Genomic DNA, 22,493 nt, shown 5'->3' with positions numbered 1-22,493 from the left:
GCTATCGCGTGGTCCAGCGCTGGGCCGCGGTCCCGTTGCAGTCGCGGAGCTCCACCAGGGCGCCGTTGCCGGTGCCGGTGGAGTGGAGGCACTTGCCGGAGCCCGCCGCGGTGATCGAGCCGTTGGCGTTGTGGGTGAAGCGCTGGGCCGGGGTGCCGTTGCAGGGCCAGATCTGGATCTTGGTGCCGTTGGCGGTGCCGTTGCCGTTCACGTCCAGGCAGCGGGTGCCGTTGTAAATCCGGTACTCGCCGGCCGCCGTGCGGGTCCAGCGCTGGTTGGCCTGCGTGTGGCAGTCCCACACGTGGACCTGGGCGCCCTGGGCCTGGGAGACGCCGCTGACGTCGAGGCAGCGGTTCGACGCGGCGTTCACCAGGTTGACCGCCCCGGGCGTGACGCTGCCGGGGAACGACTGGAGGGCGGTCCACCAGCGGGCGGCCATCTTGTCGTAGCCGGTCTGGTTGGGGTGGAGGCCGTCGGCCAGGTCGGCGGTGGTGAAGCCGGTGTTCATGTCGACGAGGTGGGTCAGCGGGCCCTTGGCGGCCACGATGCCGGGGATCGCGGCGTTGAAGGTCTGGATCCGGGCGTTGAAGGCGGGATCGGCGGACGGCGTGATCTGTGCGACGAACAGTTCGGCCTGAGGGGCGTTGGCCCGGATCTTGTCGATCAGGGCCGACAGCCGCGCGGGCGCCGTGGACACCTGGAACTGCTGGCCCATGTCGTTGGTGCCGATGTGCAGCAGGATCGTCCGGGGGGTGTAGGCCTGCAGCCAGCCGACGATCTGGGCGTCGATCTGGTCGATCCGCCAGCCCGAGTGGCCCTCGTGGTCGTGGTCGCCCAGGCTCGCCGGGCCGTTGAACCCCGAGCCGACGAAGTCGACCGTGTGACCTGCCTGGACGAACCGCTGCCATAGATTGATGCGGTAGCCGCCGGGGACGTTGAACCCGTCGGTGATGCTGTCGCCCAGCGGCATGATCCGCACGCCGCCGTTCGACTCCGCGTAGGCGGGTGCGGTCAGGACACCCGCCATGAGCAGGAGGCCCGTGAGGGCCGTCAACAGTTTGCGCATTGCCCATCCCTTCGATTGGTGGCACAAGCGAGGGCGAGATCAATGAACGACTCCGGCCACCGGCTGTCAACACTCGCCTGAGGTGCGGTCCCGCTCGTGTTGACGTGCTCGGGGAAGGTGCATACTGTGTCGTGTTGGCACTCGCCTAGTGAGAGTGCCAATGCGACGCAGATAGGTCTGACACCCGCGACGGCAGGCCGCTGGTCGCCTCTTCAGCTCATTCATCGCAATCTGAAGGGGAGGTCCGATCGTGACGACCGCCACCAAGGTTCCCGTTAAGCCGCTCGGCGACCGCATCGTGGTTCAGCCGCTTGAGGCCGAGCAGACCACCGCCTCCGGCCTGGTCATCCCGGACACCGCGAAGGAGAAGCCCCAGGAGGGCAAGGTCCTCGCGGTGGGCCCCGGCAACTGGGACGAGTCCGGCAGCAAGCGGGTTCCGCTCGACGTCAACGAGGGCGACGTCGTCCTCTACAGCAAGTACGGCGGCACCGAGGTCAAGTACGGCGGCGAGGAGTACCTCGTGCTCTCCGCCCGTGACGTGCTCGCCATCATCGAGAAGTAGGCCGTGAGGAGACCCCGGGCGCGACGAGCGCCCGGGGTCTTCGACGCTGAGAGGACTTGTTAAATGCCCAAGACCCTGTCGTTCGACGAGGACGCCCGCCGCGCGCTCGAGCGTGGCGTGAACGCCCTCGCCGACGCGGTCAAGGTGACCCTCGGCCCGCGTGGCCGCAACGTGGTCATCGACAAGAAGTTCGGCGCGCCGACGATCACCAACGACGGCGTGACCATCGCTCGTGAGGTCGAGCTCGACAAGCCTTACGAGAACCTGGGCGCCCAGCTCGCCAAGGAAGTCGCCACCAAGACCAACGACGTCGCGGGCGACGGCACCACCACGGCGACCGTGCTGGCCCAGGCCATGGTCCGCGAGGGCCTGCGCAACGTGGCCGCCGGCGCCCAGCCGCTGTCGCTCAAGCGCGGCATCGACCTGGCCGCGAAGGCCGTCAGCGAGAAGCTGCTGTCCTCCGCGCGTCACGTCGAGGACAAGAAGGAGATCGCCCACGTCGCGACGATCTCCGCCCAGGACGCCAAGATCGGCGAGCTGATCGCCGAGGCGTTCGACAAGGTCGGCAAGGACGGTGTCATCACCGTCGAGGAGAGCAACGCGCTCGGCCTGGAGCTCGAGTTCACCGAGGGCCTCCAGTTCGACAAGGGCTACCTGTCGGCCTACATGGTCACCGACCAGGAGCGCATGGAGGCCGTCCTCGACGACCCCTACATCCTCCTGACCCAGGGCAAGATCGCCTCCCTGGCCGACTTCCTCCCGCTGCTGGAGAAGGTCGCCCAGACGAAGAAGGCCCTGTTCGTGATCGCCGAAGACGTCGAGGGCGAGGCCCTGGCCGTCCTGGTCACCAACAAGATCCGCGGCACCTTCACCTCGGTCGCCGTCAAGGCCCCCGGCTTCGGCGACCGCCGCAAGGCCATGCTGCAGGACATCGCGATCCTGACCGGCGCGCAGGTCGTCTCCGAGGAGATCGGCCTCAAGCTGGAGCACGTCGGCCTCGAGGTGCTCGGCACGGCCCGCCGCGTCGTCATCACCAAGGACGCCACGACGATCGTCGACGGCGCCGGTGAGGGCTCGGCCATCGCCGACCGCGTCAAGGAGATCAAGCTCGCCATCGAGCAGTCCGACTCCGACTGGGACCGCGAGAAGCTCCAGGAGCGCCTCGCGAAGCTGTCGGGCGGCGTGTGCGTGCTCAAGGTCGGCGCGGCCACCGAGGTCGAGCTGAAGGAGAAGAAGCACCGCCTGGAGGACGCGATCTCGGCCACCCGCGCCGCGATCGAAGAGGGCATCGTCTCCGGCGGCGGCTCGGCGCTGGTCCACGTGGCCGCCGAACTCGACAACCTCGGCCTGTCGGGCGACGAGGCGACCGGTGTCGCCGTCGTCCGCAAGGCTCTGGTCGAGCCGGCCCGCTGGATCGCCGAGAACGCCGGCCTCGAGGGCTACGTCGTGACCTCCAAGGTCACCGAGCTCCCCGTGGGCCACGGCCTCAACGCCGCCACCGGCGAGTACGGCGACCTGGTCGCCCAGGGCGTCATCGACCCGGTCAAGGTCACCCGGTCGGCCGTGCAGAACGCCGCGTCCATCGCCGGCATGCTGCTGACCACCGAGGCGCTCGTCGTCGACAAGCCCGAGGAGGAGGCCCCCGCCGCCGCCGGCGCGGGTCACGGCCACGGGCACGGTCACTAATAACGGTTGCCGTTCTACGGCCCTCACCCCATTCCGGGGTGGGGGCCGTAGTTCTATATAGAAGCTGAACGCCGAATGGGTCTGAGCTGTCAGAACATCTGACAGAAATACAGCAATTTCCGCCTTTTAGTGAAATGTCCAAAACCGTCGAGTGTTCGTGCGATTACTTGCCGTTATCGCCGCCCCAATGTGACCAATCCGTATCCGTTCACCATGACGACAGTTCTCTGTGTGGCGGGCATCATGCCTAACGTGACCGAGGGATGCGTCGCCGACGCCGCAACTGGGGTAAGGCTTGCGATTGGGTCCAGAGTCGACGTGAGGCCGGAGGAGTCCGACCTCAGGGAGCTGACCAGTCTGGCCGTGACAGGGGACCGCACCGCCATCGAGAGGCTGCTGACGCAGCTGCGGCCGATGGTCGTGCGCTATTGCCGAGCCAGGCTTGGCAGGGTTTCGGGGCATTATCACAACGCCGACGACGTGGCCCAGGAGGTCTGCATCGCGGTGCTGTCGGCGCTGCCGCGTTATCGGGACATGGGCCGCCCGTTCGCGTCGTTCGTCTTCGGCATCGCCTCTCACAAGGTGGCCGACGCGCTGCGCAGTTCGGTGCGTTCGGCCGTGCCGACCCAGGATCTCCCCGACGGGCCCGACGAGGGTCCCGGGCCCGAGGAGACCGTCGTGCGCTACATCGAGGCCGAACACGCCCGCGCGCTGCTGTCGCGGCTGCCGGAGAACCAGCGCGAGCTGCTGATCCTGCGGGTGGTCTCGGGGCTCTCGGCGGAGGAGACGGGCAACGTCCTCGGCATGTCACCCGGCGCGGTCAGAGTGGCCCAGCATCGTGCTCTTGCCCGGCTCCGTCAGATGGCGGAGCTAGAGTCGATTGCGTGACAATCGACGTTGACGCCGTGCTCGACGCGTTGGCCCGGCGCGAGGCGGTGCGGTCAGCCGATCCGGCGATCTTGGTCCTGAAGGCCCTGATCGCCGATGTGGACAGCATTCAGGAAGCTCAGCGGCTTTCTTCGGTGTCGATGACGCCGTCGACGTAGCCCCGGGCGTACTCCCAGCTGACGTAGTCGGCGGGGTCGGGTTGGAAGGCGGGTTCGTGAACCTGGGGTCGGCCGTTGTCGATCATCTGGCGTAGGTTGCCCCGGAGCAGGTCCCAGTCGAAGTAGTGCTGTTCACCACATTCCGGGCAGTCGAGCACGAGACCGAGGACTCCCTGCGGTTCGAGCAGGGAGCGGAACACCTCCACGTCGGCGAGGTCGGTCAGGGCCTCGTCGCGCTCGGCCATCGTGAGCGGCTCGGCGTCGTCGAGCTCACCCAGCTCCACGGCGGGGTCGTTGGGGTCGTCCGCGAACGGGTCGCGGGGGACGTCTTCCAGCACGTAACCACCATATGACTCCCATCGCTCCCAGTGTGCTCAAAGGCCGGGTCAGGACAACCAGCCCCGGCGGGCGGCCTCAACCCCGGCCTGGAAGCGGGTCTGGGCCCCCAGCTCCGCCATGGCGTCGGCGAACCGCGCCCGGACGGTCCGGACCGACACCCCCAGACGCCGGGCGATGGTGTCGTCGGAGATCCCCTGGGACGCCAGCCTGAGGACCTGCACGGCCCCCGGCGCGGGCCGGACCGGCACCGCCCGCTGCCACATCTCGTCGAACAGCGCCCGCAGCGCGCCCACCACGATCGGGGCCCTGACCAGGTAACAGTTGTATGCGCTGCCGGGTAACGACACCCCCCAGTCGGCCGGGAGGCCGGCGGCGTCGTGGCCGATCGCGAAGAACCAGCTCGGGATGCGATCGAGGACGCGGATGCCCGCCCCGGCGGCGGCGAGCCGGTCGAGGGAGTCGCGCATTCCGGGCATCGCGAGGGCGGACGCGGGGATCACCGCGCGGGCGGAAAGGAGATCGCTTTTGAGCGCCTCGATCCACGTGTCGGCATATTTGCGGATGAAATCCGTCAAACTACGTTCATCGGGGATCGCGGTCACCAGATCCGAAGGCGGCGATTGGAGCGCCAGGCCGATCACGCTCTCGTAGAGTTCGTCGGCGCCGTTCACCAGTTCCACGGGGAACCTGCGGTCCTGATAATCGCGCCCGGCGTCGTAGGTCAGGGTCAGCCCGCCCACCGAGGCCAGCACCTCGTCGATCTGGCGGCTCTCCTCGGCCAGGCGGTCGAGGCGGGCGGCGATCAGGCGTCCGATCGCGGCGGCGGGATGGCGGGCCAGGTATTCGCCGGCCTGTTCGTCGACCGCCCCCAGCCGGACCAGGCCGGCCAGCCGGGCGGCCACCTCGTCGGCCGGTTCGTCGGCGGCCTGGGCGATCTCGGGGAGCGTGGCCCGGTGCAGCCGCAGGACGGTTTCGTACACCGCCGTCTGGGCCCTGGTGAGGCCCAGGCGTTCCAAAGGGTCGGCAGAGGTGCTCATCGTCGGTCCAGTCTCAGGTCGTGGTCGCGCCCAGATGTCTGCTCCCTCGCCCGGAGCCGCCGCGGCTGGGCCACCGAGCGACTTCGCGAGAATAACGCGCTATTGCGTTTCGGACCGAGAAAACCGCGACAGGTGCAGCTTCGTGTAGTTGCAGGTTCGGACATTGTGCGGAGACCCAGGGTGACGCACTCTTGACCCTGCGTCGGCACGGGTGGGACGCCGTGACCGACCGGGCGCGGAGGGGGGCTCGGCGGTCACCGTGGGGGTCCCATCACCCGACGCGTCAGGGGGGTCCGTCCTACGACGGTCCCCCCTTTCCGTGTTCTTCTCCGTTACGGCTCCGCCCGCCCGGCCCCGACCGCCGCCGCCCGACGAGGGCGCGTGGCGGACGCCTCTTTGCGTGAGCCCTAGACTGGCCCAGAGGCCTGACGAGGTCTTCTTTGCCGCAGGAGGGGGTTCGCGGACACCATGGCCAGATTCACCGAACAAGGGCTCACGTACGACGACGTACTGCTGGTGCCCGCATTTTCGGACATGCAGCCGGGTGACGCCGACACCAGCACCCGGCTGACGCGCACGATCACGCTGCGCATCCCGCTGATCAGCGCCGCGATGGACACGGTCACCGAGGCGCGCATGGCGGTGGCGATGGCCCGCCAGGGCGGCGTCGGCATCCTCCACCGCAACCTGTCGATCGACGACCAGGCGCGCCAGGTCGACCTCGTCAAGAGGTCGGAGGCCGGCATGGTCACCAACCCGGTCACCTGCTCGCCCGACGACACCCTCGCCGACGTCGAGCTGCTCTGCGCGACCTACCGGATCTCCGGCGCCCCGGTCACCGACGCCGAGGGCGTGCTGGTCGGCATCGTCACCAACCGCGACATGCGCTACGAGACCGACCACTCCCGACGCGTTAGCGACGTGATGACCAAGATGCCGTTGGTCACCGCGCCGGTCGGGGTCTCCCGCGAGGAGGCCTTCCGGCTGCTGCGCACCCACAAGGTCGAGAAGCTGCCGCTCGTCGACGACCGCGGCCGCCTCCAGGGCCTGATCACGGTCAAAGACTTCACCAAGAGCGAGCAGTATCCGCTGGCCACCAAGGACGCCGACGGCCGCCTCATGGTGGGCGCCGCCATCGGGGTCGCCGGCGACGCCGAGGAGCGGGCCCGCGCCCTCATCGACGCCGGGGTCGACGTCATCGTGGTCGACACCGCCCACGGTCACTCCAAGGGCGTCTGCGACATGATCGCCAAGATCAAGGCCAACACCGCCGTCCAGGTCATCGGCGGCAACATCGCCACCCGCGCGGGCGCCCAGGCGCTCATCGACGCGGGCGTCGACGCCGTCAAGGTCGGCGTCGGGCCCGGCTCCATCTGCACCACCCGCGTGGTCGCCGGCGTCGGCGCCCCGCAGGTCACCGCCATCCACGAGGCGTCGCTCGCGGCGGGTCCCGCAGGGGTGCCGCTGATCGGCGACGGCGGCCTCCAGTACAGCGGCGACATCGCCAAGGCCATCGCGGCCGGCGCCGACGCGGTCATGCTCGGCTCCCTGCTCGCGGGCTGCGAGGAGTCGCCGGGCGAGCTGATCTTCATCAACGGCAAGCAGTTCAAGTCCTACCGGGGCATGGGCTCGCTGGGCGCCGTCCGCAACCGCGAGCGCGGGGGCGTGTCCTTCTCCAAGGACCGCTACGCCCAGGACGCCGTCTCCGGCGACGACAAGTACATCCCCGAGGGCATCGAGGGCCAGGTCCCCTACCGCGGTCCGGTCGCCGCCGTGGCCCACCAGTTGGTCGGAGGGGTCAGACAGGGTATGTGGTACACCGGCTCTCGCACCATCGAGCAGCTGCGTGAGAACGGCGAACTGATGCCGATCACCGCCGCCGGGCTGAAGGAGAGCCACCCCCACGACATCCAGATGACGGTGGAGGCTCCGAACTACCACCGTCGCTGACCTCTATCGACAACAGGAAACACAACATGACTCAGGTGGAGATCGGGCGCGGCAAGACCGGGCGGCGCGCCTACGCCCTCGACGAGATCGGCATCGTTCCCTCGCGGCGCACCCGCGACCCCGAGGAGGTGTCGATCTCCTGGCAGATCGACGCCTACCGCTTCGACCTGCCCGTCGTGGTCAGCCCGATGGACAGCGTGGTCTCACCCCGCACCGCGATCGAGATCGGCCGCCTGGGCGGCCTGGCCGTCCTCGACCTCGAAGGGCTCTGGACCCGCTACGACGACCCGCAGCCGCTGCTCGACGAGGTGGCCGAGCTCGGCACCGCCGCCGCGACCCGCCGGCTGCAGGAGATCTACACGGCGCCGATCCAAGACGAGCTGATCGGCCGCCGCATCGAGGAGATCCGCGCGGCCGGGGTGACCACGGCGGTCCGGTTGTCGCCGCAGCGCACGGTCCAGCACCACAAGGCCGTCATCGACGCGGGCGTCGACATCTTCGTGATCCGCGGCACGACCGTCTCGGCCGAGCACGTCTCGGGCCGGGCCGAGCCGCTGAACCTCAAGCAGTTCATCTACGAGCTCGACGTCCCGGTGATCGTCGGCGGCTGCGCCACCTACACGGCGGCCCTGCACCTGATGCGGACCGGCGCGGCGGGTGTCCTGGTCGGCTTCGGCGGCGGCGCGTCCCACACGACCCGCAACGTGCTGGGCGTCGTGGTCCCGATGGCGACCGCGATCTCCGACGTGGCGGCGGCACGGCGTGACTACATGGACGAATCGGGCGGCCGCTACGTCCACGTCATCGCCGACGGCGGCATGGGCGGCTCGGGCGACATCGCCAAGGCCATCGCCTGCGGCGCCGACGCGGTCATGGTCGGCTCGCCCCTGGCCCGCGCGGCCGAGGCCCCGGGGCGTGGCTTCCACTGGGGCTCCGAGGCCCACCACCCCGACCTGCCGCGCGGACGCCGCGTGGAGTTCGGCACGATCGGGACCCTGGCGGAGATCCTCCACGGCCCGTCGTCGGTGGCCGACGGCTCGATGAACCTGATGGGCGCCCTCAAGCGCACGATGGCGACGTCGGGCTACAGCGACATCAAGGAGTTCCAGCGCGTCGAGGTCGTGGTGGCCCCGCCGACGCCGTGACGACGTGCTCGCCCAGGGCGCCGGGATCTTTCCCGGCGCCCTGCCGCTTTTCCTGGGCGGTCGGCGCACAGCGCATATGGCGAAATTTCCGGCGGCTACCGGCGGTGTGTCCGGTTCCTTCGTTCGGGTGGTCGCATCTGCCGAAATTTCCGGTGCTTGCAGCGGATGGTGGCTACCGGCGGCGTGTCCGGTTCCTTCGTTCGGGTGGTCGCATCTGCCGAAATTTCCGGTGCTTGCAGCGGATGGTGGCTACCGGCGGCGTGTCCGGTTCCTTCGTTCGGCTGGTCGCATATGGCGAAATTTCCGGTGCTGGTTCGTCCTAGACCCACTCGCCGTGGCGCATCACGCGGTGGACCTGGAGATCCTCGTCCAGGACCACCAGGTCGGCGCGTTTGCCGACGGCGATGGAGCCGACCTCGTCGTCCAGGCCCAGGGCCTTGGCCGGGTTCAGTGAGGTGACCTCGGTGGCCTGGGACAGGGTCAGGCCGTTGAGCTGCACGCCGCGCCGGAAGGCCTTGTCCATGGTCAAGGTGCTGCCTGCGATCGAGCCGCCGCCTTCCAGGCGGGCTTCGCCGCCTCTGACCTCCACGCGCATCGGGCCTAGGTCGTAGTCGCCGTCGGGCATGCCGGCGGCGTCCATGGCGTCGGTGACGAAGGCGACGCCGCCCTTCGCCGAGCGCAGGGCCAGGTCGATGACCGCCTCGTGGAGGTGGAAGCCGTCGTTGATCAGTTCGACGGTCACCCGCTCGTCGGCCAGGGCCGCCGTGATCGGGCCGGGGTCGCGGTGGCCCAGCGGGCGCATGGCGTTGAACAGGTGGGTGGCCACCGTCGCGCCCGCGTCGATGGCCGCCTCGGCCTCGTCGTAGGTGGCGTCGGTGTGGCCGATCGCGGCGATCACGCCGTTGGCGGCGCAGGCGGCGATGGCGTCGAGGGCGTTGGGGAGCTCGGGGGCGATGGTGAACATGCGGGCGTGGCCGTGGGCCGACTTGATGAGGTCGAGGAACTCCGGCACCGACGGCTCCCGCAGCAGGGCCGGGCGGTGCGCGCCGCACTTCGCGGCGGAGATGTACGGGCCCTCGAAGTGGATGCCCGCCAGCAGGCCCTCCCGGCAGAGCTCCGCCAGTTCGCCGGCGGCGCGGCGGAGGTGGTCGAGGGGGGCGGTGACCAGGCTGGCGACGGCCGTGGTCGTGCCGTGGGACAGGTGGAAGGCGAAGGCGCGCCGCGCCTCGGGGGCCAGGCCGGTCGGGTAGCCCGCGCCGCCGCCGCCGTGGACGTGCATGTCGACGAAGCCCGGGACCACGAACCGGTGGCCCAGCGACTCGCCGTCGCGGGGGGCGGCGCCGTGGCCGATGTGGGTGATGCGGCCCTCCTCGATGGCGAGCCAGCCGTCGGTGACCGCGTATTCGGTGACGATCCGGGCGTTGACGAGGGTCGTGCTCAAGGCAGGATCACCGATCTCGTGAGGTGGAGCGGTTCGTCGGGGTTCAGGCCGTGGGCCAGGGCGCGGGCGACGGCCACCCGCTGGATCTTCACCAGTTCCGCCATCGGGTCGCGGGCCGACTCGACGAAGGCGCCGCCGCAGTCGAGCACCTCCGCCGCGAGGCCCTCGGGGGCGTCGCCGAGCATCCACGTCACCCGGCCGGGGCCCGCGATCGAGATCGGGCCGTGGCGGTATTCCATCGCCGGGTAGCTCTCGGTCCAGGCACGGGCGGCCTCGCGCATCTTCAGCGCCGCCTCGGCCGCCAGGCCGGTGGTCCAGCCGCGGCCGAGGAAGGTGTACTGCTCGGCGTCTGCCAGGTCGCCGAGGTCGTCGGAGAGGGCCAGCTCCGCGTCGGCGATCGGCCCGGTCAGGTCTTCGCCCAGGTGGGCCCGGAGCAGGGCGAGCTGGGTGGTGGCGAAGCGGGTCTGCACGACCGACCGCTCGTCGGCGAAGTCGAGCACGACCACCTCGCCCGCCGCCGTCATCACCGGCGTGGCCGGGTCGGCGGTGATCGCCACGGTGGGCGTCTCCACCGTGGTCAGCAGAGCCAGGACCTCGGTCGTGGTGCCCGACCGGGTCAGCGCGAGGACCCGGTCGTAGGCGCGGCCGAGCGGGAACTCCGAGGCGGCGAAGGCGTCGGTCTCGCCCTGGCCGGCGGACTCCCGCAGGGCCGCGTACGCCTGGGCGACGAACCAGGACGTGCCGCAGCCGACGACGGCGACCCGTTCCCCCGGGCGGGGGAGCGGCGCGTCCGCGGCCAGGTCGGCGGCCCTGGCCCAGAGGGCCGGTTGTGAGGCGATTTCCGATTCGGTGTGCGTCACAACCGGCACTTTATCCAGGCAGGCCCTTCACGAACCGGCGGGGGCGTAGCGGTTCACCGTCACGGAGCCGCAGGTGAGGGACTCGATCAGGCGCAGCCGCAGGCGGTCCTTGACCCCGCTGAGCAGGGGGGTGCCGCCGGTGAGGATCACCGGGTGGACGGCGGTGACGATCTCGTCGAGCAGGCCCAGGCCGGCCAGCGTCGAGGCCAGCGCGTTGCCGCCGGTCAGCATGATGTTCCCCGTGCCCTCGTCCTTCAGAGCGGTCAGCTCGGCGGCCAGCTCGGCGCCCCGGATGATCCGGGTGTCGTCCGGGACCTCGGTCAGCGTGTCGGAGACGACGACCTTGGGCTTCGACCGCCACTTGGGGGCGTAGGCGATGTCGTGGGGGTGGTCGCTGACCTGGTCGGCGGTGGGCCAGTAGGAGGCCATCCAGCCGTACACGACTCTGCCGTAGAGCAGGATGTCGGTGGCGTCGGTCTGCGCCTCGGAGAAGGCCGACAGTTCGGGGCCCATCTCGGCCCAGTCGAAGGCGCCGGGGCCGTCGATGTAGCCGTCGACCGACGTGTTGACGTAGTAAACGATCTTCCGCATGTCCGCTCCTCAGTTCGTCGTTTCGCCAGTGGGTCGGAGCCGGGGGCGGGTTCTCTACATCCGTACCAAGAAAAAATGTCCGTCACTTCCCCTACGCTCGCGATCACTGATCAAAGGGAGGAAATGGGGATATGACGTACCTGGAGCTGTCCGAGGAAGGCGGCGGGGCGCACAAGTTCTACGAGGCCGTGGTCTCGGGGACGCGGGTGACCGTCACGTACGGCCGGATCGGGGAGAACGGGCAGGTCAAGGTCACCGACTTCCCTACTGAGGAGAAGGCGCGGGCGGCGGCGGCCAAGAAGATCGCGGAGAAGACCAAGAAGGGTTACGCCCCGGCGGTCAGGGGGGTGCGGCAGCGCCGCGCGGTCACCCGGCGGGCCATCGTCAGCACCCGCTCCACCGCCCAGCAGGCGCCGGTGCTCTGGCGGTTCGCCAGCGGCTCGGCGGCGTTCGGCATCTTCGTCGACCGGGAGCGCTGCTGGGTCGGCAACCAAGCCGGGCAGGTCTACACGCTGACCCCCGAAGGCGACATGACCGGGCGCTACCAGCTGCCCGACGGGGTCAAGTGCATCGTCGCCGACGACTTCTGGATCTACGCGGGCTGCGACGACGGCAAGGTCTACGACCTGAGCGGGAAGGTGCCGAGGGCGGCGTACGAGATCGCCTCCGACGTCGACATCTTCTGGCTCGACATCGCCGACGGCGTCCTCGGGGTCTCCGACGACTCCGGGCGGATCACCACGATCGACTACGAGGACGAGTTCCTCTGGGCCCGCACCGGCGGCGGCCGGTCGGGCTGGATGGTGCGCTGCGACGGCGACGCCATCTACCACGGGCACTCCGGCGGCGTGGCGCGCTACGACCTCCAGGGCAACCAGGCGTGGTACCAGACCGCCGCCTCGGGTGTGCTGTTCGGCTGGCAGGAGGAGAAGTCGGTGTACGCCGGCACGGCCAGCCGGACCGTCCACAAGCTGGCCAAGGCCGACGGCGCAGTCGAGGCGGTCTACCGCTGCGACGCGGCGATCTACTCGTGCGCGACCTCGCCCGGCGGCCAGTACGTCTTCGCCGGCGACTCCGCCTCCTCGGTCTACTGCTTCTCCGCCGACGGGACCCGGTTGTGGAAGCTGGCCACCGGTTGCGGGTCGGCGTTCTCCATGCAGTACCTCGACGAGCGCCTCTACATCGTGACCACCGACGGCTCGCTGGCCTGCATCGACGCGACCGAGCAGGCCATCGCGGCGGCCCGCGAGGGCACCGTCCCGCAGGCCCGCGACGTCAAGATCGCCGCCTCGCTGCCCGTGGTCGAGCCGTCGGTGACCGTCGAGACGACGACCGACACGGGCGACGGCGTCCTCGTCGAGTGCTTCAGCGAGGGCGGCCGGCTGCGGATCCGGGTGCTCAGCCCCGGGTACGAGGCCTGGAACGTCCAGTTCCCCCGCGAGATCCGCGAGCCGGGCGCACGGTACGTGGTCGAGGGCATCCGGCCGTCGGGCAACGGCGGCTTCTACCGCGCCTTCGGAGACATCCGCCGCCTGGTCTGATCCATCGGCGATATGCCGAAATTTCGGGCGCGCGAGCGCCCGATCCCGGCCGGAGGCCGTCAGCCGGTCCGGCCCCATCCGTCCACACGGTGGGCTCACCGCGCCTCACGGGCGGATGCTGTCAGCGGGTCCGGCGATATTCGTCGGTGTTCAGTGCCAGGCCGTCCAGGAGTAGTTTCAGGCCGCCCGTGAACGCGTCGTGGGCGGCCTGGTCCCATTCTGCCGGGGTCATGCTCGCTGACCTGGGGAAACGTTCGGCGAAGTCGGGGACCAGGTCGTTCATCAAGCGGGATCTGGCCGTCCACCACTCCTGGTCCGAGGTCCCCGTGTCCGAGGCGGCCGCCCGGCCTTCGGCGATCGTCCTCGCCGAGCCTCGGACCAGGCTGAACAGGGCGCTCACGGTCGCTCGGACGGCCACGTCGGGGAGGGCCTCCAGCAGCTTCTCCAGGACCGTCTGCTCGTGGGGGCCCAGGACCGGGCGGGCGTGGGAGACCTGCAACAGCCACGGATGGCGGAGGTAGCGCTCGTGGAGGGCCACGGCCCAGGCCTCGACCGCCTCCCGCCATCCGCCGGGGAGGTCGCCGATCGCGCCTTTGTGGGCGTGGTCGTACATGAGGTCGATCAGTTCCCGCTTGGTCGGGACGTAGGTGTAGAGCGCCATCGCCGTCTTGCCGAGACGCTCGCCGACGGCGCGCATCGACAGGCCGTCGAGGCCCGACTCGTCGGCCACGGCGATGCCCGCCTCCAGGATCGCGTCGACGGTCAGGGCCGGTTTGGGGCCGCGCCTGGGCGGGCCGTCACCCGCTGACCGCCACAGGAGCGCCAGTGTGCGCTCGGGATCACCCTGTCCCGCGTAGACGACCACGCCGTGCCAACTCCTTACGGCATAAGCTATTGTTTCGGCTGTAAATAGCTTACAAGATAAGGAGATCACCGATGTTCGCCACCCTCCACGACGGCGCCCGGATCGACGTCGAGGTCCACGGCGAGGGGCCCGCCCTGCTGCTGCCGGTGAATCCGAGACCGGCCGAAGACGGTCCGGCGGCCGAGGCCATGCGCGCCTGGGGAGGCGAGCCCGATCTCGGGTTCAACCTGATCGAGGGGCTCAAAGACCGGTTCAGGGTCGTCGCCTTCGACTACGAGGGGCACTGCCTGGCCGTGCCGAAGAAGGACCTGACCCCCGCCAACGTGGTCGGCGACCTCCTCGCCGTCGCCGACGCGGCGGGCGCTCGGAGCTTCGCCTACTACGGCTACTCCTGGCTCGCCATGGCGGGGCTCCAGCTCGCCGTCCGGTCCGACCGGGTGACCACGCTGGTCATGGGCGGCTTCCCGCCGATCGGCGGGCCCTACCGGGAGATGCTCGCCGTCACCGAGGCAGCCTGGGAATACGCCAAGAACCCCGAACCGCCGGCCGTGGACGTCACTCCCGGCGACTGGGACAGTGCCACGCCGACGGCCGACCCGGCCCAGACCGGCCAGTTCATGGCCCTCTACCGGGAACTCCAGGAATTCGACGACCGGGCCGTGACGCTGGACATTCCGAGGCTCTGCTTCGCCGGGTCGCAGGACACCATCGTCTACAGCGACAAATGGGGCGGGGTCACCGTCGACATCGCGGGCCCGCTGCTCCGGAACCGCGACGAGATCGAGGCGAGGGGCTGGGAGGTACGGGTCCTCGACGGCCTCGACCACATGGGCGCCATGCGGTCGGCGGTCGTGCTGCCGATCCTGACAGGATGGGTAGGACGACAGGGGTAGGCGCATAGCCGTACAAAGGGAGAGTTGAACCCATGACCGCGCTTATGGGGACGGGGCGGCTGGGGCCGGCGGAACGCTACGCGGCCCTGTCGCAGATGGCGGCGCAGGAACTCGACGTCGTGGTGGTCGGGGGCGGCGTGGTGGGCGCGGGCGTCGCGCTCGACGCCGCCACGCGGGGGCTCTCCGTGGGGCTCGTGGAGGCGCGCGACTACGCCTCGGGCACCTCCTCGCGCTCGTCCAAGCTGATCCACGGCGGGCTGCGCTATCTCGAACAGCTCAACTTCGAGCTGGTCAGGGAGGCGCTCCAGGAGCGGGCGCTGCTGCTCCAGCGCATCGCCCCCCACCTGGTGCGGCCGGTGCCGTTCCTGTTCCCGCTCACCCACGCGGGCTGGGAGCGGCCCTATGTGGGCGCGGGCCTGATGCTCTACGACTCGCTGGGGTTCTCCTTCGGCTTCACCCGGGGCGTCCCCGGGCACCGCCACCTGTCGCGCACCCGCGCGCTGCGGCTGGCCCCGGCGCTGCGGAAGACCGCATTCAAGGGGGCCGTCCAATACTGGGACGCCCAGGTCGACGACGCCCGCTACGTCATGACCCTGCTGCGCACCGCCGCGACCTACGGCGCCCACGTCGCCTCCCGCACCCAGGTCGTGGGCTTCCTGCGGGAGGGGGAGCGGGTCACCGGCGTCCGGGTCCGCGACCTGGAGACCGGTGAGGAGATCGACATCCGGGCCCGGCAGGTCGTCAACGCCACCGGGGTCTGGACCGACGACATCCAGGAACTCGTCGGCGGGCGCGGGCAGATCCACGTCAAGGCCTCCAAGGGCATCCACCTCCTGGTGCCCCGCGACCGCATCCACTCGCTCACCGGCATCATCCTGCGCACCGAGAAGTCGGTGCTCTTCGTGATCCCGTGGGGGCGCCACTGGATCATCGGTACCACCGACACTGCCTGGACCCTCGACCTGGCCCACCCGGCGGCCTCCCGGACCGACATCGACTACGTCCTCGACCACGTCAACGAGGTGCTGGCCGTCCCGCTGACCCGAGACGACGTCGAGGGCGTGTACGCCGGCCTCCGGCCGCTGCTGCGCGGCGAGTCGGAGCAGACGTCCAAACTGTCGCGTGAACACGTCGTCGCCCACCCGGTGCCGGGGCTGGTGCTGGTCGCGGGCGGCAAGTTCACCACCTACCGCAAGATGGCCGCCGACGCCGTCGACGCGGTGGTCCACGGCCTGGCCACCCGGGTGCCGCCCTCGTGCACCGACACCGTCCCGCTCGTGGGGGCCGAGGGCTACCAGGCCCGCTGGAACTCCCGCTACCGGCTGGCCCAGCAGTCGGGCCTGCACGTCGCCCGCATCGAGCACCTGCTCCAGCGCTACGGCTCGATGATGGACGAGGTGCTGGCCCTCATCGAAGACGACCCCGGCCTGGCCCGGCCGCTGACCGGCGCCGACGACCACCTGCGGGCCGAGATCGTCTACGCCGCCACCCACGAGGGCGCCCGGCACCTCAACGACGTGCTCAGCCGGCGCACCCACATCTCCATCGAGACCTTCCACCGCGGCCTGGCCGTCGCCGAGGAGGTCGCCCAGCTCCTCGCGGGGCCGCTGGGCTGGGACGACGACCAGGTCAAACGTGAGGTGGAGTACTACACCAAGCGGATCGAGGCCGAGCGCGCCGCCCAGGAGACCGACACCGACCAGGAGGCCGACGCGATCACCATCGGCGCTCCCGAGATCGTCCCGGTGGCCGCGCCCGACCGCAAACCCCTCTAGAAGAACTTCACCCAGGCCCGGTCGGCCAGGGTCGCCTTGTCGCTGATCTTGACGCCGAGGTCGGAGAAGGTCCAGACCGTGTCGCCGATGATCACGCTGCGCCTGATCGACGGGTCGAGCGGCAGGTTCGGGACGCCCGGCTTCGGATGGGTGATCACGCCCGCCTTCTCGATCGTGTCGCCGACCTTCAGCACGAGCGCCTGCGAGCCGTCGTAGTAGTCGGCCCCCCAGGTGGCCAGCGGGATCAGCGCCAGGCCGTCCTGCGGCCAGTAGAGGAAGGCGTGCGGGTCCCATTCGGCCTGGGTGGCCGAGTCCTCCTGGTGGTAGCGCGACAACACCGCAGGGGCGCCCGGGTCGCGGACGTCGAACAGCGAGACCTGGGTGCCCTTCGTCCGGCCCTTCGTGTCGGCCTCCTGGCCGACGCCGATCAGCCGGCCGTCGCCCGCCGGGTGCAGGTAGGCCGAGAAACCGGTGATCTTCAGCTCGCCGGTGACCTTCGGGACCTGCGGGTCGCGCAGGTCGAGGGTGTAGAGCGGGTCGACCTGGCGGAAGGTGACCATGTAGCCGACCGGGCCGATGAACCGCACCGAGTAGATGCGCTCACCCCTGCCCAGGCCCGTCACCTGACCGGTCGCGGCGAGGGTGTCGGCCTTCAGCACGTAGACGCCGCTCTCCGACTTCTCCTCCTGGGCCCGCGGCGTCGTGGTGGTGGCGATGCGCAGGTGGCCGTCGTACTCCGACATCGAGTACTGGTTCAGCAGCCGCCCGGGGACCGAGCCGGAGGCGACGTAACGCGGCACGCCGGTGCCGGTGACGTCGAACCGGTGCACCTCGGTGCGCTCGGAGACCGGCACGACCTCCGGCACGGTGTCCTCGTTCCCGGAGGGCGAGGGGCTGACGACCTCGGCGGTGGGGGTGACCTTCTCGGCGCCGCTCGGCGTCGGCTGCGCCTCGGGCGCGACCTTGCCGGGGTCGGGGATCTGGGTCGGCATGTCGGGGTCGGGCGACGGGGCCACCGGGCTCGCGGGGGCCGCCTCGGCGACCGGCATCGGGTCGACGTCCACGGCGAGCGGCATCGGGAAGAAGCCGCCCCACCAGAGCGGGTTGCTCGTCACGTAGAGGCTGTCCTGGGTGCCGTAGACGGTGTCGCCGTCGGCCGCGACGCTGATGGGCTCGGTCGTGCCGAACGAGCCGTTCAGGTCGAGGGTGTGGACGGTCACCAGCGACCGGCCCGTGAAGTCGGCCGGGTGGCTGACGTTCTCGCATTTCACGGCGCCCTGTGTGGCCTGGCCGTTCGACTCGATCTCGTACTTGGGCAACCAGGCGTCGAGGGGCGCCTTGCGGTAGGTCTCCTTGACCGCCTCCAGCATCTCCTTCTGGGTCATGTCGCCGTCGTACTCGGGCATCGGCACCTGCGGCTCGCTGCGCACCACGATCCGGACCGTGGTCCCGACCATGCGCGCGTCGACGTGGATGGCGTTGGCGGGGGACATGCTGGCGAGGACCTTCGGCGGGCCGGCCAGGTCGACCATGACGTAACGGGGCGAGGCGAGCGTCATGGGCCCGTCGGCCACGCGGGCGCCGGCGGCCGGGAGGTACCCGCCGTTGTTGAACAGCACCAGCGCCCGGTCACCGGCCACCAGCAGGTTCGCCTCGGCCCACGACTGCTCCTCGGCGACCAGCCGCAACGTGCCGGTCACCTTGCCGGAGGCGGCGTCCATCACCCGCAGCACGCCGCGGTTGACCGTCACGACCCGCTCGCCGTCGGTCTTGACCAGGTCGGGCTCGTCGACCCCGGCCTCGTGGACGTTGGTCGTCGAATGGGTCTGGGCGCCGGCGCCCGCGGTGGACCGCGCGGTGTCGGCGGCCTCCGCCATCGCCATCGGCATCACCTGGAAGCTCTGGGCGTGCTTGACCGCGGCCGCGCGCAGCCCTTCGAGCATGCTGTCGCAGTCGTCGAACGCGACCAGCTTGATGTTCGACGTCAGGTTGATCGGCGTCACCGGATCGGGCGACGGGGCGGCACCCGGCGTGCAGGCCGTCGCCAGCAGGGCAATCGCGATGGCGCCCGCCACGCGAATCGAGGTGGTCATGCCCCCAAGACGGATCGCGGGCCGCCTCGGTTCGGGCGCTAGCCGCGCCGCAGGTAGCCGCTGCGGAAGTAGAGCTTGTCCATCGCCGCGTCGGTCGCCCGGACCAGCGTCTGCGTCTCGGCCCCCTTCAGGTCGGTGACCACCACGGCGTCCTCGTCGTCGTCTCCGGTGGCCGTGCAGAAGATGTGGGTGGTGTCCCACCAGCCCAGCACGGTGTCGCAGCCCGACTCGAACTCGTTGAGCACCGCCCCGGTCGCGGTGTCCCAGACGCACAGGGTCACCGTCTTGTCCGCGCAGGTGGCCACGAACGCGCCGCCTCCGGCGGTGAACAGGTCGCGCGGGTCGGTGAGGGTGCCGCCGATCTCCGGCAGGGTCTTCAGTTCCTTGCCTTGCAGGTCGTAGACGTGAGGGACGCGGGTCTCCTTGTCGGCGACGATCGCGGCGATGGTGTCGCCGTCGCCGGTCCAGGCGAACGCGGCGTCCTCGGTCAGGCCCGGCACCTCGACGATCCGGGCGGTCTCGGCCGGCACGTCGACCACGACGAACCCCTTCGTCGTCGTCTTCTCGCCGACCTTCTCGCGCATGGTCAGCAGGATCCGGTCGCCTTCGGGCGACCAGTGCACGTAGTTGGTGGTGCGCGGCTTGGCGACCGTCTGGACGGTCACGGCCGCGCCGCTCGACACGTCGGTGATCTTCAGCGAGTCGCGGTCGTCGGCGTCGTACTCCCACGGGATCCCGGCCAGCCGGTCGGCGGTGGGGCTGGGGGCGGCGTCGACGAAGGAGTGGCGGGTGAAGGTCGCCTTGCCGGGTTCGCGGACGTAGGCGTCCCACTTCTCCCGGTCGACCCAGAAGATCGACAGGTACGCCGGGTCGTCGGGCCGCTCCAGCGCCACGGCCGTGGTGTCGTCCATGTCGATGGTGACCGGCGGCCCGGGGCTGGGGGAGGGCGGGGGCGGCGGGGCCGCCGAGGTCGTGACCGGCGGTGAGGGCGGGGCGCTGTTCGTGGTGGCGGCCCACACCCCGCCGATCGCCGCGATCACCGCCACCGCGGTCGCGGCCGTGACCACGGCCAGCGTGGGGAACCCGCGCTTCTCCCGGAAGACCTGCGGGACCGTCGCCCGCGCCGTCGCCGGATCGCTGACCAGCAGCCGGTCGATCACCTCGCGCGCGGTCGGCCGCAGCGCCGGGTTCTTGTTCAGGCAGTCGAGCAGGATGCCCCGCAACGGCTGCGGGACGTCACCCAGGTCGGGCGGCATGCGCAGCACCCGGTTGATCACCGCCGGCATCGTGTCGTTGCCGAACGGCGCCCGCCCGGTCGCGGCGTAGGCGATCGTGCCCGCCCACGAGAACAGGTCGGCGGCCGGCCCGACCGGCCCCCCGGCGAGCTGCTCGGGGGCCATGTAGGCGGGGGTGCCGATCATCGTCGAGGTCAGCGCCGTGTGGCTGCCCAGGGCCTTGCTGATGCCGAAGTCGATCACGCGGGGGCCGTCGGACCCGAGGATCACGTTCGGCGGCTTGAAGTCGCGGTGCACGATCTCGGCCTGGTGGATGGCCGCCAGCGCCGTCGCGGTGCCGATCGCCAGCCGATGGAGCGAACTGCCCGTACGCGGCCCGCTCCGCGGTATCGCCTGGGCCAGCGACTCGCCCTCGATGTACTCGCTCACGATGTAGGGCCGCTGGTCTTCGGCGCCCACGTCGATCACCTGCGCGGTGCAGAACGGCGCCACCCGCTTGGCCGTGCTGACCTCCTGCAGGAACCGCCGGACCATCGTCTGGTCCTGCGCGAGCTCCGGCCGCAGCCACTTGATCGCCACGCGTCCGCCGTCGGGACCGGCCCCCAGGTAGACGATGCCCTGGCCGCCTTCCCCCAGGACCGCCTCCAGCCGGTAGCCGCCGAGCACACGCGGGTCGGACGGGCGTAAGGGAGTCGCCATGATTCGAATTGTGGCCCATCACGTCGGTGGCACGGCGTTGCGAATTGACCGTACCGGCCGGTAGTCATGAGCTTCGCTCCGGAATAGTCTCGCTTTCATGGCTGGTGAACTCCGGGTGCCCGACCCCGCGCTGCTCGACCGTCTCCTGCGTCACGTCACATCGGAGGGCAAGACGCAGACCGTGGTCGCGCCCTTCACCGGGGCGCCGCTGGCCGAGGTGCCGGTGTCGTCGGCCGAGGACGTGCGCCGGGCCTACCGGCAGGCGCGGGAGGCCCAGGAGGCCTGGGCCGAGCTGCCGGTCAAAGACCGGATCAGGCCGTTCGAGCGGCTGCACGACGCGATCCTCGACCGCCGCGCCGACCTGCTCGACGTCATCCAGTGGGAGACCGGCAAGGCCCGCCGGCACGCCTACGAGGAGGTCCTCGACGTCGCCGCGAGCAGCCTCCACTACGTGCGCAAGGCCCCCGGTCTGCTCGCCCCGCGCGCCCGCCGGGGCCCGTTCCCGCTGGCCACCCGGACCGTCGAGGTACGCCACCCGCGCGGCGTCGTGGCCTTCATCAGCCCGTGGAACTACCCCCTGTCGCTCGGCGTGAGCGACGTCGTGCCGGCCCTGATCGCGGGGAACGCGGTCGTGCACAAGCCCGACACCCAGACGCCCCTGTCCACCCTGTGGACCATCGACCTGCTCACCGAGCTCGGCATGCCGCCGGAGATCTGGCAGGTCGTCGTCGGCGACCCCGCCGACGTCGGCGAGCCCCTGATCGACGACGCCGACTACGTCGCCTTCACGGGCTCCACCCGGGCCGGCCGGGGCGTCGCCGAGGCCGCCGCCAAGCGGCTCATCGGCTGCTCCCTGGAGCTCGGCGGCAAGAACCCCATGATCGTTTTGGACGACGCCGACGTCGACCGCGCCGCCGCCGGCGCGATCAGGGCCTGCTTCACCAACGCCGGCCAGTTGTGCGTCTCGATCGAGCGCCTCTACGTCCACGACGCCGTCTACGACGCCTTCACTGAGCGGTTCGCCCGCGCCGTGCGCAACATGACCATCGGCCCCGGCCATGACTGGGCCGTCCAGATGGGCTCCCTGACCTCCCAGCGCCAGCTCGACGCCGTCTCGGCCCACGTCGACGAGGCCGTCGAGAAGGGCGCCACGGTCGTCACCGGCGGCCGGGCCCGCCCCGACCTGGGCCCGTTCTTCTACGAGCCGACCATCCTCGAGAACGTCACCGACGACATGGCCCTGTGCCGCGCCGAGACCTTCGGCCCCGTCGTCGCCCTCTACCGCTTCCGCACCGTGGCCGAGGCGCTGGAGCTGGCCAACGACACCGCCTACGGCCTCAACGCCTCCGTCTGGACCGGCGACCCGGCCAAGGGCCGCGCCCTGGCCTCCCGGATCAAGGCCGGCACGGTGAACGTCAACGAGGGCTACGCCTCCGCCTACGGCTCGTTCGACTCCCCGATGGGCGGGATGAAGAACTCCGGCCTGGGCCGCCGGCACGGCGACGAGGGGCTGACCAAGTTCACCGAGAGCCAGACGATCTCCACCCAGGCGGCCTGGCTCGGCTTCGACCCCATCCTCGGCATGCCATACGAGACATACGCGGACACCCTGGTCACCCTGCTCAAGGGAATGAAGAGACTCCGCCTTAAGTAGACTGGCGCTACCGCC

The 22,493-nt window shown here is 70.4% G+C and carries 19 protein-coding genes; 10 read left to right on the top strand and 9 right to left on the bottom strand.

Annotated elements, in window-relative coordinates:
- Position 1: 1 nt before the first annotated feature.
- On the bottom strand, positions 2 to 1,066 hold the full coding sequence (locus QSK34_RS18020) for an RICIN domain-containing protein (protein ID WP_285585431.1): 1,065 nt from the start codon (positions 1,064 to 1,066) through the stop codon (positions 2 to 4).
- A gap of 250 nt (positions 1,067 to 1,316) precedes the next feature.
- Here QSK34_RS18020 and groES point away from each other — a divergent pair, with 250 nt between their 5' ends.
- The 4 genes from groES (at position 1,317) to QSK34_RS18000 (ending at position 4,360) form a co-directional block, all read left to right on the top strand.
- Positions 1,317 to 1,628: a co-chaperone GroES gene (gene groES, locus QSK34_RS18015; RefSeq protein ID WP_030451443.1), complete on the top strand. Its 312-nt coding sequence runs from the start codon at positions 1,317 to 1,319 to the stop codon at positions 1,626 to 1,628.
- Positions 1,629 to 1,691: 63 nt separating this feature from the next.
- A complete protein-coding gene (gene groL / locus QSK34_RS18010; RefSeq protein ID WP_062344986.1) occupies positions 1,692 to 3,314 on the top strand; it encodes a chaperonin GroEL in 1,623 nt (540 codons plus the stop codon).
- Positions 3,315 to 3,557: 243 nt separating this feature from the next.
- Entirely contained in the window at positions 3,558 to 4,202 is a 645-nt protein-coding gene (locus QSK34_RS18005; protein ID WP_081898345.1) for a sigma-70 family RNA polymerase sigma factor, read from the top strand.
- Positions 4,199 to 4,360, top strand: coding sequence for a hypothetical protein (locus tag QSK34_RS18000; RefSeq protein ID WP_156045282.1), 162 nt, complete (start codon positions 4,199 to 4,201; stop codon positions 4,358 to 4,360). Before QSK34_RS18005 ends, QSK34_RS18000 begins: the two co-directional genes overlap by 4 nt.
- Here the strand turns inward: QSK34_RS18000 and QSK34_RS17995 are convergent.
- Positions 4,321 to 4,698, bottom strand: a complete 378-nt coding sequence (locus QSK34_RS17995) for a DUF5319 domain-containing protein (protein ID WP_030451440.1) — start codon at positions 4,696 to 4,698, stop codon at positions 4,321 to 4,323. The genes QSK34_RS18000 and QSK34_RS17995 overlap by 40 nt on opposite strands.
- A gap of 48 nt (positions 4,699 to 4,746) precedes the next feature.
- A complete protein-coding gene (locus tag QSK34_RS17990) occupies positions 4,747 to 5,736 on the bottom strand; it encodes a helix-turn-helix transcriptional regulator (protein ID WP_285585430.1) in 990 nt (329 codons plus the stop codon).
- 468 nt (positions 5,737 to 6,204) lie between these two features.
- Between QSK34_RS17990 and guaB the strand changes: the two genes are divergently transcribed.
- Entirely contained in the window at positions 6,205 to 7,686 is a 1,482-nt protein-coding gene (gene guaB / locus QSK34_RS17985; RefSeq protein WP_161482586.1) for an IMP dehydrogenase, read from the top strand.
- A 26-nt stretch (positions 7,687 to 7,712) separates the two neighbouring features.
- Entirely contained in the window at positions 7,713 to 8,831 is a 1,119-nt protein-coding gene (locus QSK34_RS17980) for a GuaB3 family IMP dehydrogenase-related protein (RefSeq protein WP_202610576.1), read from the top strand.
- 319 nt (positions 8,832 to 9,150) lie between these two features.
- Here QSK34_RS17980 and nagA read toward each other — a convergent pair whose 3' ends face one another.
- From nagA to QSK34_RS17965, 3 genes are read right to left on the bottom strand one after another with little or no spacing between them, the layout of a single operon-like run.
- Positions 9,151 to 10,272 carry an N-acetylglucosamine-6-phosphate deacetylase gene (gene nagA, locus QSK34_RS17975; protein WP_285585429.1) on the bottom strand — a complete coding sequence of 374 codons (1,122 nt, stop codon included), beginning with the start codon at positions 10,270 to 10,272 and terminating at the stop codon, positions 9,151 to 9,153.
- Positions 10,269 to 11,132 carry an SIS domain-containing protein gene (locus QSK34_RS17970; RefSeq protein WP_285585428.1) on the bottom strand — a complete coding sequence of 288 codons (864 nt, stop codon included), beginning with the start codon at positions 11,130 to 11,132 and terminating at the stop codon, positions 10,269 to 10,271. Before QSK34_RS17970 ends, nagA begins: the two co-directional genes overlap by 4 nt.
- Positions 11,133 to 11,159: 27 nt before the next feature.
- Positions 11,160 to 11,723 (bottom strand): dihydrofolate reductase family protein, encoded by a 564-nt coding sequence (locus tag QSK34_RS17965; protein WP_285585427.1) that lies wholly within the window; start codon positions 11,721 to 11,723, stop codon positions 11,160 to 11,162.
- 131 nt (positions 11,724 to 11,854) lie between these two features.
- On the opposite strand from QSK34_RS17965, the gene QSK34_RS17960 reads away from it, so the two are divergent.
- Positions 11,855 to 13,264, top strand: a complete 1,410-nt coding sequence (locus tag QSK34_RS17960; RefSeq protein ID WP_285585425.1) for a WGR domain-containing protein — start codon at positions 11,855 to 11,857, stop codon at positions 13,262 to 13,264.
- Between the two features lie 121 nt (positions 13,265 to 13,385).
- Here QSK34_RS17960 and QSK34_RS17955 read toward each other — a convergent pair whose 3' ends face one another.
- Positions 13,386 to 14,129 carry a TetR/AcrR family transcriptional regulator gene (locus QSK34_RS17955; protein WP_285585424.1) on the bottom strand — a complete coding sequence of 248 codons (744 nt, stop codon included), beginning with the start codon at positions 14,127 to 14,129 and terminating at the stop codon, positions 13,386 to 13,388.
- A gap of 71 nt (positions 14,130 to 14,200) precedes the next feature.
- Here QSK34_RS17955 and QSK34_RS17950 point away from each other — a divergent pair, with 71 nt between their 5' ends.
- Both QSK34_RS17950 and QSK34_RS17945 read left to right on the top strand, forming a co-directional pair.
- The gene (locus tag QSK34_RS17950) at positions 14,201 to 15,022 is read left to right on the top strand and encodes an alpha/beta fold hydrolase (protein ID WP_285585423.1); all 822 of its coding nucleotides are present in this window, start codon (positions 14,201 to 14,203) and stop codon (positions 15,020 to 15,022) included.
- A 32-nt stretch (positions 15,023 to 15,054) separates the two neighbouring features.
- Positions 15,055 to 16,797: a glycerol-3-phosphate dehydrogenase/oxidase gene (locus QSK34_RS17945; RefSeq protein WP_161482593.1), complete on the top strand. Its 1,743-nt coding sequence runs from the start codon at positions 15,055 to 15,057 to the stop codon at positions 16,795 to 16,797.
- On the opposite strand, the gene QSK34_RS17940 is transcribed toward QSK34_RS17945, so the two are convergent.
- On the bottom strand, positions 16,794 to 18,890 hold the full coding sequence (locus tag QSK34_RS17940; RefSeq protein ID WP_285585422.1) for a beta-propeller domain-containing protein: 2,097 nt from the start codon (positions 18,888 to 18,890) through the stop codon (positions 16,794 to 16,796). The two genes, QSK34_RS17945 and QSK34_RS17940, sit on opposite strands and share 4 nt — an antisense overlap.
- Positions 18,891 to 18,928: 38 nt before the next feature.
- Entirely contained in the window at positions 18,929 to 20,824 is a 1,896-nt protein-coding gene (locus QSK34_RS17935; protein ID WP_285585421.1) for a protein kinase domain-containing protein, read from the bottom strand.
- Between the two features lie 97 nt (positions 20,825 to 20,921).
- On the opposite strand from QSK34_RS17935, the gene QSK34_RS17930 reads away from it, so the two are divergent.
- On the top strand, positions 20,922 to 22,478 hold the full coding sequence (locus QSK34_RS17930; RefSeq protein ID WP_285585420.1) for a succinic semialdehyde dehydrogenase: 1,557 nt from the start codon (positions 20,922 to 20,924) through the stop codon (positions 22,476 to 22,478).
- Positions 22,479 to 22,493 lie beyond the last annotated feature (15 nt).

Source organism: Herbidospora sp. NBRC 101105 (genome assembly GCF_030269205.1).
Taxonomy (GTDB): domain Bacteria; phylum Actinomycetota; class Actinomycetes; order Streptosporangiales; family Streptosporangiaceae; genus Herbidospora; species Herbidospora solisilvae.
Note: the sequence above shows the minus strand (reverse complement) of the source record. Positions and strands in the feature narration are given on the sequence as shown.

Bases quoted from the DNA above. Each gene is read 5' to 3' on its own strand.
- QSK34_RS18020 (WP_285585431.1), bottom strand. From the start codon at position 1,066: ATGCGCAAACTGTTGACGGCCCTCACGGGCCTCCTGCTCATGGCGGGT.
- groL (WP_062344986.1), top strand. From the start codon at position 1,692: ATGCCCAAGACCCTGTCGTTCGACGAGGACGCCCGCCGCGCGCTCGAG.
- QSK34_RS18005 (WP_081898345.1), top strand. From the start codon at position 3,558: ATGCCTAACGTGACCGAGGGATGCGTCGCCGACGCCGCAACTGGGGTA.
- QSK34_RS17990 (WP_285585430.1), bottom strand. From the start codon at position 5,736: ATGAGCACCTCTGCCGACCCTTTGGAACGCCTGGGCCTCACCAGGGCC.
- guaB (WP_161482586.1), top strand. From the start codon at position 6,205: ATGGCCAGATTCACCGAACAAGGGCTCACGTACGACGACGTACTGCTG.
- QSK34_RS17980 (WP_202610576.1), top strand. From the start codon at position 7,713: ATGACTCAGGTGGAGATCGGGCGCGGCAAGACCGGGCGGCGCGCCTAC.
- QSK34_RS17965 (WP_285585427.1), bottom strand. From the start codon at position 11,723: ATGCGGAAGATCGTTTACTACGTCAACACGTCGGTCGACGGCTACATC.
- QSK34_RS17960 (WP_285585425.1), top strand. From the start codon at position 11,855: ATGACGTACCTGGAGCTGTCCGAGGAAGGCGGCGGGGCGCACAAGTTC.
- QSK34_RS17950 (WP_285585423.1), top strand. From the start codon at position 14,201: ATGTTCGCCACCCTCCACGACGGCGCCCGGATCGACGTCGAGGTCCAC.
- QSK34_RS17945 (WP_161482593.1), top strand. From the start codon at position 15,055: ATGACCGCGCTTATGGGGACGGGGCGGCTGGGGCCGGCGGAACGCTAC.
- QSK34_RS17940 (WP_285585422.1), bottom strand. From the start codon at position 18,890: ATGACCACCTCGATTCGCGTGGCGGGCGCCATCGCGATTGCCCTGCTG.
- QSK34_RS17935 (WP_285585421.1), bottom strand. From the start codon at position 20,824: ATGGCGACTCCCTTACGCCCGTCCGACCCGCGTGTGCTCGGCGGCTAC.
- QSK34_RS17930 (WP_285585420.1), top strand. From the start codon at position 20,922: ATGGCTGGTGAACTCCGGGTGCCCGACCCCGCGCTGCTCGACCGTCTC.